General features: G+C 70.8%; 11 protein-coding genes. 2 read left to right on the top strand and 9 right to left on the bottom strand.

Annotated elements, in window-relative coordinates; translation table 11 throughout:
• Positions 1-11: 11 nt before the first annotated feature.
• Entirely contained in the window at positions 12-863 is an 852-nt protein-coding gene (locus ACTOQ3_RS20525; RefSeq protein WP_440084968.1) for a siderophore-interacting protein, read from the top strand.
• Positions 864-1014: 151 nt separating this feature from the next.
• Here the strand turns inward: ACTOQ3_RS20525 and hisG are convergent, their stop codons facing one another.
• From hisG to ACTOQ3_RS20565, 8 genes are all read right to left on the bottom strand, one after another.
• Entirely contained in the window at positions 1015-1860 is an 846-nt protein-coding gene (gene hisG / locus ACTOQ3_RS20530) for an ATP phosphoribosyltransferase (RefSeq protein ID WP_440084969.1), read from the bottom strand.
• A 60-nt stretch (positions 1861-1920) separates the two neighbouring features.
• Positions 1921-2184, bottom strand: coding sequence for a phosphoribosyl-ATP diphosphatase (locus ACTOQ3_RS20535; protein WP_012892448.1), 264 nt, complete (start codon positions 2182-2184; stop codon positions 1921-1923).
• A gap of 142 nt (positions 2185-2326) precedes the next feature.
• On the bottom strand, positions 2327-4696 hold the full coding sequence (locus ACTOQ3_RS20540; RefSeq protein WP_440084970.1) for a glycosyl hydrolase 2 galactose-binding domain-containing protein: 2370 nt from the start codon (positions 4694-4696) through the stop codon (positions 2327-2329).
• A complete protein-coding gene (locus ACTOQ3_RS20545) occupies positions 4693-5574 on the bottom strand; it encodes an ABC transporter ATP-binding protein (RefSeq protein WP_440066062.1) in 882 nt (293 codons plus the stop codon). The genes ACTOQ3_RS20540 and ACTOQ3_RS20545 overlap by 4 nt, the downstream gene beginning before the upstream one ends.
• An 18-nt stretch (positions 5575-5592) precedes the next feature.
• Positions 5593-6534 carry an ABC transporter ATP-binding protein gene (locus ACTOQ3_RS20550; protein ID WP_440084971.1) on the bottom strand — a complete coding sequence of 314 codons (942 nt, stop codon included), beginning with the start codon at positions 6532-6534 and terminating at the stop codon, positions 5593-5595.
• On the bottom strand, positions 6535-7440 hold the full coding sequence (locus tag ACTOQ3_RS20555) for an ABC transporter permease (protein ID WP_440084972.1): 906 nt from the start codon (positions 7438-7440) through the stop codon (positions 6535-6537).
• Complete coding sequence (locus ACTOQ3_RS20560) at positions 7437-8432, bottom strand: ABC transporter permease (RefSeq protein ID WP_440084973.1); 996 nt, start codon at positions 8430-8432, stop codon at positions 7437-7439. Before ACTOQ3_RS20560 ends, ACTOQ3_RS20555 begins: the two co-directional genes overlap by 4 nt.
• Before the next feature lie 153 nt (positions 8433-8585).
• Positions 8586-10376 (bottom strand): ABC transporter substrate-binding protein, encoded by a 1791-nt coding sequence (locus ACTOQ3_RS20565; RefSeq protein ID WP_440084974.1) that lies wholly within the window; start codon positions 10374-10376, stop codon positions 8586-8588.
• A gap of 181 nt (positions 10377-10557) precedes the next feature.
• On the opposite strand from ACTOQ3_RS20565, the gene ACTOQ3_RS20570 reads away from it, so the two are divergent.
• Complete coding sequence (locus ACTOQ3_RS20570; RefSeq protein ID WP_440084975.1) at positions 10558-11592, top strand: LacI family DNA-binding transcriptional regulator; 1035 nt, start codon at positions 10558-10560, stop codon at positions 11590-11592.
• 36 nt (positions 11593-11628) lie between these two features.
• Here ACTOQ3_RS20570 and ACTOQ3_RS20575 read toward each other — a convergent pair whose 3' ends face one another.
• On the bottom strand, positions 11629-12462 hold the full coding sequence (locus ACTOQ3_RS20575; protein WP_440084976.1) for a hypothetical protein: 834 nt from the start codon (positions 12460-12462) through the stop codon (positions 11629-11631).
• Positions 12463-12698: the final 236 nt, after the last annotated feature.

Here is a 12698-nt window from a genome sequence, read left to right on the forward strand (position 1 = left end):
CGGAGTGACACATGGCAGACGAGAAGGCCGGGCGCCGCACACCGAAGGTGACGAGCTGCCTGGTCCGGCGGGTCGAGCGGCTCACCCCCCACATGATCCGGGTGGTGCTCGGCGGCGAGGGTCTCGCCGGTTTCCGCGCGGACGAGTACACCGACCACTACGTCAAGCTGCTGTTCGCCCCGGCCGGGGTGAGCTACCCCCGGCCGTTCGACATGGAGGCGATCCGCCGCGACCTGCCCCGCGAGCAGTGGCCCACCACCCGCACCTACACCGTCCGCCGCTGGGACGCCGACGCGGGCGAGCTGACGATCGACTTCGTCCACCACGGCGACAGCGGCCTCGCGGGGCCGTGGGCCGACCGGGTCCGGCCGGGCGAGGAGGTCCACTTCTTCGGCCCCGGCGGCGCGTACGCGCCCGACCCCGAGGCCGGCTGGCACCTGTTCGCGGGAGACGAGAGCGCGCTGCCCGCCATCGCCGTCGCCCTGGAGAACCTCCCCGCCGGGGCACCGGCCTGGGCCTTCATCGAGGTCGAGGGCCCCGAGGAGGAGCAGAAGATCGACTCCCCCGGTGACGCGCGGATCGTCTGGCTGCACCGCGGGGGCGCCCCGTACGGCGAGCTGCTGGTCAGGGCGGTCCGCGAGCTCGACTTCCCCGACGGCGACGTGCACGCCTTCGTCCACGGCGAGGCGGGCTTCGTCCGCGACCTCAGGCGCCACCTGCGCGCCGAGCGCGGCATCCCGCTGGAGAGACTCTCCATCTCGGGCTACTGGCGCCTCGGCCGCGACGACGAGGCCTGGCGTTCCTCCAAGCGCGAGTGGAACGAGCAGATCGAGGCCGAGGAGGCCGCGACGCTCTCCTCCTGACCGCGGGTCCGGCCGGGCGGGGAGGTCCGCCTCTTCGGCCCCGGCGGCGGGCCGCCCCGGCGCCGCGGGAACGCGGGGCGGGCCCGCCGGGGTGCGCGGCGCGCCCGGGGTGCCCAGCGCTACGGGCCGGGGCGGCAGGCGAGGGTGCGGCTCAGAGACGGCAGGCGAAGATGGCGGTCACCAGGATGGCCTTGGCCCCCATCTCCCAGAGCTGGTCCATGATCTGCTGGTGCCCCTTGCGCGGGACCATGGCCCGGACCGCGACCCAGCCCTCCCGGTGCAGCGGGGAGACCGTCGGCCCCTCCATGCCGGGGGTGAGGGCGATGGCCTCCTCGATCCGCTCGGCGCGGATGTCGTAGTCCATCATCACGTAGTCGCGCGCCACCAGCACGCCCTGCAGGCGGCGGATGAGCTGCCGCAGGCCCGGGGTCTCCTCGGTCCCGACCCCCTTGATCAGCACACCCTCGGAGTGGGTGATCGGCTCGCCGAACACCTCCAGGCCGATGTTGCGCAGCGTGGTGCCGGTCTCCACGACGTCGGCCACGGCGTCGGCCACGCCCAGCCGGATGGCGGTCTCGACCGCGCCGTCCAGCTTGATCACCCGGGCCTCGACGCCCTGCTCGGCGAGGTAGGTCTCCAGCAGCCCCGCGTAGGCGGTGGCGACGCGCCTGCCCTTGAGGTCGGCGACGGAGTCGAAGTCGCCGGGGTTGGCGGCGAAGCGGAAGGTGGAGCGGCCGAAGCCGAGCGGGATGATCTCCTCGACCCGCGCCCCGGAGTCGTGGAGCATGTCGCGGCCGGTGATCCCGGCGTCCAGGGTGCCCTCGCCGACGTAGACGGCGATGTCCTTGGGCCGCAGGAAGAACAGCTCGCAGGAGTTCTCCGGGTCGGCGACCACGAGCTCCTTGCTGTCCTTGCGGACGCGGTATCCGGCTTCCTTGAGGATCGTCTGGGCACCCTCGGTGAGGGCGCCCTTGTTGGGTACGGCGAGACGCAGCATGGCGGGCTTCCTTACAGGTGGACGGGATTGCCTACGAGGGCCGGAGCCGGGCGCACCGGCTCACAGATGCTTGTAGACCTCGTCCAGTCCGATCCCCTTGGCGATCATGAGGACCTGCACGTGGTAGAGGAGCTGGGAGATCTCCTCGGCGGCCCGCTCGTTCGACTCGTGCTCGGCCGCCATCCAGCTCTCGGCGGCCTCCTCCACGACCTTCTTGCCGATGGCATGGACCCCGGCGTCCAGCGCGGCCACGGTGCCCGAGCCCTCGGGCCGGGTGCGCGCCTTGTCGGACAGCTCGGCGTACAGCTCTTCGAAGGTCTTCATGGTCTCTCTCGGCGTCGTCGGATGTGCCCGTCAAGCCTAACGGGCCGTCGGCCCCCGGCGCGTGCAGGTCCACGCTCTGGGACGCGCGCCGCCCGGTCGTCGTCCCCTTTCCCCCGGACGGCCGGAAACCTCCCCGGAGCGCTCAGCCGTTGACGCAGCGCAGCACCGGGCGGGTGACGAGGGCGGCGGGGTCGGGCGAGCCGGTGACGTGCAGGGTGACGCTCTCGCCGGGCAGCAGGGTGATGAGCATGTCGTCGACCGAGGAGGCCGGGTCGAGGCGGTCGGGGAACAGGGCCAGGTCGCGCAGGAGGGTGCGGGCGGTGACGGTGACGTCCAGGCCGCCGCCCTCCGCCTCGGCCACCTCGGTGTCGTGGACGGCGGCGGGGAAGGCGACGCGGGTGTCCTCGGCGAAGAAGTGGAGCGTGCGGTGCCCGCCCAGCCGTACCGACAGCAGCTCGGCCGACGGGTCTCCCGGGACGGCCACCGGGTCCGGGAGCGGCACCCTCGTCACCGAGCGGGGTGCCACGTCGACCCGGACGCTCTCCTTGGCCAGCGGTTCCCCGCTCAGGGCGAGCCGCTGGAGTTCCAGCTCGCCCGTCCAGGGTTCCGGGCCGTCGTTGACCACGGCCACGGCGCCGTCCTGGACGCTCAGGAGACGGTCGGCGTAGACGCGGCGCAGCGCGTACCACAGCGGCTTGCGCCGGCCGCGGCCGTCGACGGCCGACCAGGAGGTGACCGGCCAGCAGTCGTTGAGCTGCCAGACGATGGTGCCGGCGCAGTAGGGGGCCAGGGCGCGGAAGCGTTCGACGCCGAAGGTGACCGCCCTGGCCTGGTTGAGCTGGGTCAGGTAGTGCCAGTCGTCGTAGGTCTGCGGGGTCGGCAGGTGCTCGCCCAGGCCGCGCAGGAGCTTGGCGTTGCCCTCGTGGGCTTTCTGGTGGTGCAGGACCAGGGGCGCGTCGGGGGTCAGCTCGCCGCTGACGGCCTCGCGCAGCGTGGCGTGGGCCGGCGGGCCCTGGAAGCCGAACTCGGCGGCGAAGCGGGGGGCGTAGGTGGCGTAGTGGGTGTAGTCCTCGCGGTTCCACACGTCCCAGATGTGGGTGGTGCCGTGGGCGGGGGCGTTGGGCGGCAGGCCGGGGTGGCCGGAGTACGGGCTGCCCGGCCAGTAGGGGCGGGTGGGGTCGAGTTCGGCCACCAGGGCCGGGAACAGCCCGTGGTAGAAGCCCGCGCCCCAGGTGCGCCCGTCCAGCTCGTCCTGCCAGCCCCAGTCGGCGTGGCCTTCGAGGGCCTCGTTGTTGCCGCACCACAGCGCCAGGGAGGGGCGCCAGGACAGCCGGGCGAGGTTCTCGCGGACCTCGGCCTCGACCTCGGTGGCGAAGGGTTCCTCCTCGGGGTAGGCGGCGCAGGCGAAGGGGAGATCCTGCCAGACGAGCAGGCCGAGCTCGTCGGCCAGGTCGTAGAAGTCCTCGCTCTCGTACAGGCCGCCGCCCCACACCCGCAGCAGGTTGACGTTCGCGCCGGTGGCCTGGCCGAAGCGTTCGGCCAGGCGTTCGCGGGTGACGCGGGCCGGGAAGCAGTCGTCGGGGATCCAGTTGACGCCGCGCACGAACACCGGCACGTCGTTGACGACCACGGTGAAGCCCTCGCCGGCCCGGTCCAGGCGCACGTCGCGAAAGCCGATCCGCCGCGTCCAGGTGTCCTCGCCGCCCTGTCCGGACAGGCCCACGGTCAGCTCGTAGCGGTCCTGGGCGCCGTACCCGCGCGGCCACCAGCGCCGGGGCTCGGGCACCCGTACCTCCAAGACGGCCTCGCGCTCGCCGGGGGCCAGCACCGTCTCCGCCACGACCCCGGCCACCTCCGCGGTCAGCGTGAGGGGCGCGGCCGACATGTCGTCGGCACGTTCGACCGTGACGTGCGCCTCGACCCGCCCGTCGCCGCTCACCAGCGGCCGCACCGACGCCAGCCTGGCCCCGCTCCAGCCGTCCAGGCCGATGGGCCGCCAGATGCCGGAGGTGACCACGGCCGGGCCCCAGTCCCAGCCGAAGTTGCAGGCCATCTTGCGGATGAACTGGTAGGGCGCCTCGTAGCTGCCGGGCCGGTCGCCCAGCTCGGCCCTGCGCGCCTCGGCGTAGGCCACCGGGGAGGCGAAGCGCACCCGCAGCGTGTTCTCGCCCTCGCGCAGCAGCTCCCGTACGGGAAAGCGGTAGGAGCGGTGCTGGTTGGCCGTGCTCGCGACCCGGACGCCGTTGAGCTCGACCGTGGCGACCGTGTCGAGGCCCTCGCAGACCAGGTCGGTGCGGTCGTGCCCGTCGGCGTGCCAGACGAAGACCGTCTCGTAGTCCCAGCCGGAGCGCCCGATCCAGGTCAGCCGGTTCTCGTTGTCGTCCAGGTACGGGTCCTCGACGAGACCGGCGGCCAACAGGTCGGTGTGCACGCACCCCGGCACCGTGGCCGGGACGCGGGAGATGCCCGCGCCCACCTGGTGAAGGGTCCAGCCGTCGTGTAGCGCCCTCAATTCACACTCCCCATGGATGCGGTGTCGCCCCGCCGGACGAGGTGACCCGGTTCGGCCTCCACCAGTGTGGAGGGTCCTTCCCGCACGTCTTCTGCGGGGGCGGCGGGCTCGCCGTCCCACCGGGCGGTGAGCCTGGGCACCGACGACAGCAGCCTGGCCGTGTACGGGTGGAGGGGGTTGCCGAACACCATGCCGGTGGGACCGGACTCGACCACCTGCCCCCGGTACAGGACCACGGCCCGCTCGCTGATGTAGTTGCCCAGCGACAGGTCGTGGGTGACGAACAGCACCCCGAGGCCGCGCGACTTCAGGTCGGCGAGCAGGTTGAGGACGTCGATCCTGGTGGACGCGTCGAGCATGCTGGTGATCTCGTCGGCGACGAGGTACCTGAGGTCGAGCAGGAGCGCCCTGGCGATCAGCAGGCGCTGCAGCTGGCCGCCGCTGAGCTGGTGCGGGTAGCGGCCCAGGATCTGCCCGGGATCGAGGCCGACGTCCTTGAGCGACGCGTCGATCCTGCCGTCCCACTCGGAGGCGGCGACGCCGGGGAAGTACTCGTCCTTGATCATCTGCAGCACCCGGTCGGCCTTGAAGATCGGGTTGTAGCAGCTGAACGGGTCCTGGAACACGCCCTGCACGTGCCGGTAGTACGCCTTGCCCGGCCTGGCGGGGGCACCGTCGAGGGTGATCACGCCCTTCGTCGGGCGGATCAGCCCGAGGACGGTCTTGCCGAGGGTCGTCTTGCCGCTGCCGCTCTCGCCGATGAGGGAGACCACCTCCCCCGGTGCCAGGTCCAGGCTCACGTCGTCGACGGCGGTGAGGGTCGCGGTGCCGAAGGCACCCACCCTGTAGGTCTTGGTGACCCCTTCGAGTCTCAGCATCGTCGTGAATCCTTCGGGTCAGGCCTTCCAGCAGGCGACGTGGTGGCCGGGGGCGACCTCGACCGGCGGAGGGTCCTCCGCGCATCTTTCGAAGGCGAGCGGGCAGCGGTCCCTGAACCGGCAGCCGGAGGGCGGGTCGAGCAGCGAGGGAGGCCTCCCGGGGATGCCCGACAGCCTGCGCTCGGCGTGGCGGACGCCGACCTCGGGCAGCGAGGAGATCAGCATCCGCGTGTACGGATGGCGCGGCTCGTTGACGATCACCCCTGCCGGAGCCTTCTCGGCCAGCCTCCCCGCGTACATGACCATGATCGTGTCGGCGATCTGGTAGGTCAGCGAGATGTCGTGGGTGATGAAGATCATGCTGCGCACGAAACCCCGGTCCCTGAACTCCACCAGGGTCCTGGCCACGGCCTTCTGGGTCGACACGTCGAGCGCGGAGGTGATCTCGTCGGCGATGAGCAGGGACGGGTCGAGCAGGGTGGAGACGACCATCACCATCCGCTGCTTCATCCCGCCCGACAGCTCGATCGGGTAGCGGTCCAGGACGCCGCGGGGCAGCTCGACCAGGTCGAGACGACGTTCCAGCTCGGTGACGTCGAGGCGCTCGCCCCGGGAGGCGAGCAGTTCGGCGACCATCCGGCCGATCTTCCTGGTGGGGTTCAGCGCGCTCATGGAGTACTGCGGGATGAGGGAGACCCGGCTGAACCGGAAGGGGTTCATCCGGCGGTCGTCGCCGATCGGCAGCTCCTCGCCGTCCAGCTCGGCACCGCCCCCGGCCAGCCGCATCCGGCCGTCCATCCTGATGAGGCTCTTGCCGAGGGTCGTCTTGCCGCAGCCGGACTCGCCCGCCAGGCCGAGGATCTCGCCGTCGCCGACGTCGAAGCTGACGCCGTCGAGCGCCCGCACCTCGCCGCGCAGGGTCCGGTAGTGGACCCGCAGGTCGTTCACGCGCAGAGTCATTCACAGCTCCCGCAGTTTCGGGTTGAACACCTCGTCGAGGCCGACGTTCATCACGTAGAGGGCGCCGACGATGGCGGTGATCCCGGCCCCCGGCGGGACGAACCACCACCACATGCCCAGGTGGAGGGCGCTCCAGCGGGCCGCGTTGTTGAGCATCAGGCCGAGCGAGACGCCCTCGCTGGGACCGAGGCCGATGAAGTCGAGCGAGGCGGCGATCAGGACCGACCCGCCGAACAGCAGGATGAAGGTCATGAAGAGGTACGAGCTCATGTTGGGCGCGATCTCCCTGGCGATGATCTTCCAGGTGCGTACCCCGCTGAGCCGGGCCAGGTCCACGAAGTCGCGCGAGCGCAGCGAGAACGTCTGGGCCCTGATGGCCCTGGCCGCCCAGGGCCAGGAGGTGAGCCCGATGAAGAGCGCCTGCACGCCGACGCTGCGGACCCCGAGGTAGGCGTTGACGATCAGCAGCACCGCGAGCGCGGGCAGGACCAGGACGATGTTGGTGAGCATGTTCAGCACCTCGTCGACCAGCCCGCCCCGGTACCCGGCGGTGAAGCCGACCGTCATGCCGATGATCGCGGCCAGCCCGCCGCCGAGCACCCCCACCTGGAAGGTGAGACTCAGGCCGTAGACGAACTGGGCGAAGATGTCCTGGCCGAACATGGTGGTGCCGAACCAGTGCTCGGCCGAGGGCGGCGAGGCGGGGGTGGCGACGTAGGCGTTGGGGTCGCCTCCGGCGATCACGGGAGCGGCGACGGCCAGGACGAGCAGCGGGACCAGCACGGCCAGCCCCGCCAGCAGCTTCCCGTTGCGCATCGCGAAGTACAGGCCCTCGCGGCGCCTCGCGGGCACGGCCGTCACGACGGCCTTCCCGTCCGGGCGCGGGTCCGCGGGCACGGCGGTCACGCGGCCTCCCCTCCCATCCCGGTCCTGGTACGCGGATCGACCAGGACGTAGACGATGTCGATGATGAAGTTGGCGATCAGCACGCCCACGACGATGAACAGGAAGGCCCCCTGCAGCAGGAAGAAGTCCTGGTTCTGGATCGCCTTGAGGATCAGGTGGCCGAGTCCCGGATAGGAGAAGACGATCTCGGTGACCAGGGCTCCGGCCACGAGCACGCCGAGCTGCAGGGCCAGGCCGGTGATCTGCGGCAGGACCGCGTTCCTGAACGCGTAGCGACGGATGAGCCGCTGCGAGGCCCCGAGCGAGGACAGGTAGGTGGAGTAGTCGGCCTCCAGCTCGTAAATGATCATGTTGCGCATGCCGATCGCCCAGCCGCCGAACGCGACGAGGAAGAGCGAGACGAACGGCAGGAACCAGTGCAGCGCCAGGTCCCCGAGGAACTCCCACGACCAGTTGGGCCGCATGGAGAAGCTGTAGCCGCCGGAGACGGGGAAGACCCCCGCGACGACGCCCAGCCCCCAGGCCATCAGGATGGCCAGCCACATGTAGGGCGTGGCGGTGAGCACGTACCCGATCGGCAGGGCCGTGTTGTCCAGCCACTTCCGCCTGGCCGCGAAGGCGCCGAACCTGTTGCCCGCCCACCAGCTGAGCAGGATGGACGGGATGAGCAGCGCCAGCGTGTACGGCACCGCCCGCACGATGACGTCGGTCACCGGGGTGGGGAACAGCCAGATGCTGGTGCCCAGGTCGCCCCGGAAGAGCGCGGCCCAGAAGTTGGCGTACTGCTTCCAGAGCGGCAGGTCGAGCCCGAACAGGTTCGTGTAGTGGGCGCGCATCGCCTCCACGGCGGCAGGCTGTGACACGTTGGCCCTGGCCAGCATGCTCTGGACCGGGTCGCCGGGCATGAAGCGCGGGATCATCCAGTTGATCGTGACGGCCACGAGGAAGGTGAGCCCGTACACGAGCAGCTTCCGGCCGAAATAGCGTCGCACGCGATCCTCCAGAATCGGCGAGATGAGCCCCTCCCCCGTGCGGCCCCGGAACGGGGCCCGGCGGGCCCGCCCGGAGTCCGGGCGGACGTACCGGGCGGGAGTCCGGACGGGACGTCCGGGCGGCGCGCGGGGAGGGGGACGAGGATCGCGGGGTCAGCCGCCGGCGGGCTTCAGCTCGGTCAGGGTCAGCACCCCGCCCAGCTCCAGCCAGTTGCGCCACATGGTCGGCGGGGTCTTGGGGGTGCCCGCGGCCGAGGACGGCCAGTTGGTCCAGACCGCGTTGCTGGTCTGCGCCCACAGGCCGTTGTACCAGAGCGGGATCACCGGCAGATCGTCCAGGTGGATCTTCTGGATCTCCGAGGCGACCTGCTTCATGCCCTCGGCGTCGTCGGCCTTCTTGCCGTCGAGCTCCTGGACGAGGTCCCAGACCTTCTTGTTCTCGTAGCGGCCGAAGTTGACGGTGTTCTGCTGCTTGTTGATCGGCAGCCGGAACATGTAGTCGTAGTACATCCAGGGGGTGTTGGACAGCTGCCGCTCGTTGTTGAGCAGCAGGTCGAACTTGCCGGACGTGCGCTGGTCGACCAGCGCGTTGTAGTCGGGGAAGTCGGGGGTGAGGTCGATCCCGGCCGCCTTGGCGCCCTCGGCGATGACCCGGCTCGCCTCCATCCAGTCGGTCCACCCGGCCGGGACGATGAGCTTCAGCGAGGCCTTGGAGCCGTCCTTGTTCTCCACGAACCCGTCGCCGTCGCCGTCCTTGTACCCGGCGTCGGCCAGGAGCTTCTTCGCCTTCTTGGTGTCGAAGGAGAAGCCCTTCTCGCTCACCACGGCCTGGTCGACGTACTTGTCCCACTGCGGCAGCAGGCCGGTCGGGCTCGCCGCCTTGACCAGGTTGCCGTAGACGCCTTCGACGATCTTCTTGGTGTCGATGGAGTTGGCGAGCGCCTTGCGGAAGGCGGGGTCGTTCATCGGCTTCTTCGTGGTGTTGGGCACCAGGAAGGCGGTGTTGGCCGAGAGCATGTAGGGCGGTTCCGGATAGTACGTCTGGACGCCGAAGTTGCCCTTGACGAGGTTGGCCACCCCGGGCAGGAAGTTGTTGCTGAGGTCCAGGCCCTTCTGCAGCAGCAGGCCCATCGCGACCTCGTTGCTGGAGTTGACGATGTCGACGACGTACTTGGGCTTGACGTCCTTGCCCAGCGCGGCGGTGGCCCACCAGCCGTCGCGCTTGACCAGGGCCATCCGGTCCTGGTCGTGGCTGTGGTAGGCGTACGGCCCGGTGCCGACCGGCTTCTCGTTGACGCCGTTCAGCACCTCCTCCTCGGAGAGCCCTTCCCAGATGTGCTTGGGGACGATCGCGTTGCCGTAGACCCAGTTGGCCCACTGCTGGTAGTTGGCCTTGGAGAAGGTGAACCTGACCGTACCCTGATCGACCGCCTCCGCCTTCTCCAGCCAGTCCCACAGGTTGGCGTAGGGGACGGTCTTCATCTTGCCGAGCTCGACCGTGAAGACGACGTCGTCGGCGGTGAAGGGCTTGCCGTCGGCCCAGGTGACCCCCTGCCGGAGCTTGAGCTCGTAGGTCTTGTCGTCCGTCCAGGTGCCGCTCTCGGCCAGCCAGGGGGTGAACTTGTCCGTCTGGGGGTCGTACAGGAACAGGGTCTCGTAGATGAGCCCCTTGGTGCCGACGGCCGAGTCCCAGGTCCGCAGCGGGTTCCAGTTGGCCGGGGGACCCCACTGGGTGCCGCTGGTGTACAGGGTCTCGTTGCGGGGGAACGCGGCGTTCGCGTCACCCGCCCCGCCCGCTCCGGCCGACGGGGCCGCTCCGCCGGAACCCTGCGGCGCCGCGCTCGGAGCGGACGGCGTGGTGGACCCTCCGGTGCACCCCGCCACGGCCATGCAGGCCGCGCAGGCCGCCGCCCCGAGGATCGCGAACCTTCGTCGAATCCGCATCGACAGTCTCCTCTCCAGCATGGGAGCGCTCCCAACCGATTTAAACGCGACCGCATGCGCTTGCTGAACCGGATAAGTAACGCGACCGTAAAGTCAATGTGTCTGCACTGTCAATAGGCGGCTAGACCGGTTCAGCTACAATCACCGCAGGCAGGAGGGGAGCGGTCGGGGAGAGAGGATCATGAGGAGACCGACGATCGCGGACGTCGCAAGGCGGGCCGGGGTCTCGAAGGGCGCCGTCTCGTACGCCCTCAACGGGCAGCCCGGCGTCTCGGAGGGCACCCGCGCCAGGATCCTGGCGATCGCCGAGGAGATCGGCTGGCGTCCCAGCAGCGCGGCCCGCGCCCTGAACGGCGCGCGGGCCCACACCGTCGGCCTGGCCCTGTGCCGCCCGGCCCGCACCCTCGGCATGGACCCCTTCTTCATGGAGCTCGTCAGCGGCATCGAGGGCGAGCTGTCGGCCCGCTCGTACGCGCTCATGCTGCAGGTGGTCGCCGACCACGGTCAGGAGGTCGCGGTCTACCGCCGCTGGTGGGGAGAGGGCCGCGTCGACGGCGCCATCCTGGTCGACCTGCACGTGGACGACCCCCGGATCCCCGCCTTCGAGGCGCTGGGCCTGCCGGCCGTGGTGATCGGCGATCCGGCGGGGGCGGGGTCGCTGGTCCCCGTCTGGTCCGACGTCGGCGGCGCCGTCCGCGAGACGGTGGAGTATCTCGTCGCGCTCGGCCACCGCAGGATCGCCAGGGTCGCCGGGCCGCCGCACCTGGTGCACACCGTGCTGCGCGACCGCGCCTTCGCCGAGGCCTGCGACGGCGTCGCCGAGCAGGTGACCGTGCACACCGACCACACCGGCGAGGAGGGCGCCCGCGCCACCCGGCGCCTGCTCGGCTCCCCCGCCCGGCCCACCGCGATCGTCTACGACAACGACATCATGGCCGTCGCCGGGCTGTCGGCCGCCCAGGACCTGCGCCTGGACGTCCCGCGCGACCTGTCCATCGTCGCCTGGGACGACTCCCCGCTCTCGCGGGTCGTCCGCCCGCCGCTCACCGCGTTGAGCCGCGACATCTCCGCCTACGGCGCCCACGCCGCCCGCAGGCTCCTCTCCCTCGTCGCCGGGGAGGAGGCCGGCCCCTACCAGGACGAGGCCGCCCGCCTCACTCCCAGGGGCAGCACCGCTCCCCCGCCCCCGCCGGCCGGGTCCCTGCGAGGGGCCTGACCGGCGAGGCCCCGTCACGGCCCCGTCACGGCCCCGTCACGGCTTGGTCAGGGTGACGAGCAGCGCGGGGTGGTCGGTGTACCTCATGGAGATGACGTCGGTGCGCTCGAAGCCCATGCTCGCCGCGAAGACGTGCTGCACGTCCCCGTCCCCCTTCCTGAAGAAGGGAGCGGAGTTGCAGTTCTGGACGTTCTGCCCGAACAGCGGCGCGTACCTCATGTTGAAGTCACCGGCCAGGAAGGTCGGCCTGGTGGCGGCGCCCCGGTCGCGCAGCATGGCGATGGCGGCCTTGCACTGCGCCATGGCGACGCTCCCCGTGGTCGACAGGTGGGTGGTGCAACCGGTGAGGTCGGGGAACTCGGCGCACACGTAGACGCGCCTCTCGCTCCCGCCGTCCTGGGTGGCGTAGACGCCGGAGAAGTTCGTCGCCCCGGTGGCGCGGAAGAGCAGCCCGTTGCCGTACTCGTCCCCGTTGACGCAGCGCACCGGCGTGCCGTCGGGCCGCAGCGCCGGGGCGAACGCCCGGTGGCCGTTCCCCATCGAGGGGGCCAACTGGGCCAGGTCGTCGCGGCAGATCTCGTTGAGCGTGACGGCCTGCGGCTGCCTGGCGCCGATGATGTCGCGCGCCTCCTGGATGACGTCGGCCCCGTTGAAACAGGAGGTGTTGACGCCGCTGTGGCAGAGGTTGAGCTGCAGGACGCGGTAACTCTGCGCTGAGGACGCTGAGGACGCTGAGGACGCTGAGGACGCGGCGTGGGGAACGGCGGACGTGGCGTGGGACGCGGTGGGAACGGCGGCGACGGCCGTGGCCAGCAGGACGACGAGGGGAAGGCGAGCGAGAACACGGAGGCTGGACCACGAAAGGCGCATTTATCCTCTTATCTCGGAGATCCCGGACGCATCAATTGATCACGCGGGCAGCCCGGCGGAGAGTGCCCGGCCCCCAGGGCATTCGAAGTTGAACGGAAATAGCGGGATATACAGCCATAATGACGGCTGAAGCTAGATCGTCAACCACGGGATCCGGCAGCCGCCGGCATCGACCCCTGCCGCCGTTGTCCCGCCGGCCACCGGGAAGGCCCGGCCAGGGCGACATGCCGCCGGCG

The organism is Streptosporangium sp. LJ11 (assembly GCF_051918945.1).
In the GTDB taxonomy this organism is placed as follows: Bacteria; Actinomycetota; Actinomycetes; order Streptosporangiales; family Streptosporangiaceae; genus Streptosporangium.

Bases quoted from the DNA above. Each gene is read 5' to 3' on its own strand.
- ACTOQ3_RS20525 (WP_440084968.1), top strand. From the start codon at position 12: ATGGCAGACGAGAAGGCCGGGCGCCGCACACCGAAGGTGACGAGCTGC.
- hisG (WP_440084969.1), bottom strand. From the start codon at position 1,860: ATGCTGCGTCTCGCCGTACCCAACAAGGGCGCCCTCACCGAGGGTGCC.
- ACTOQ3_RS20535 (WP_012892448.1), bottom strand. From the start codon at position 2,184: ATGAAGACCTTCGAAGAGCTGTACGCCGAGCTGTCCGACAAGGCGCGC.
- ACTOQ3_RS20545 (WP_440066062.1), bottom strand. From the start codon at position 5,574: ATGCTGAGACTCGAAGGGGTCACCAAGACCTACAGGGTGGGTGCCTTC.
- ACTOQ3_RS20550 (WP_440084971.1), bottom strand. From the start codon at position 6,534: ATGACTCTGCGCGTGAACGACCTGCGGGTCCACTACCGGACCCTGCGC.
- ACTOQ3_RS20565 (WP_440084974.1), bottom strand. From the start codon at position 10,376: ATGCGGATTCGACGAAGGTTCGCGATCCTCGGGGCGGCGGCCTGCGCG.
- ACTOQ3_RS20570 (WP_440084975.1), top strand. From the start codon at position 10,558: ATGAGGAGACCGACGATCGCGGACGTCGCAAGGCGGGCCGGGGTCTCG.
- ACTOQ3_RS20575 (WP_440084976.1), bottom strand. From the start codon at position 12,462: ATGCGCCTTTCGTGGTCCAGCCTCCGTGTTCTCGCTCGCCTTCCCCTC.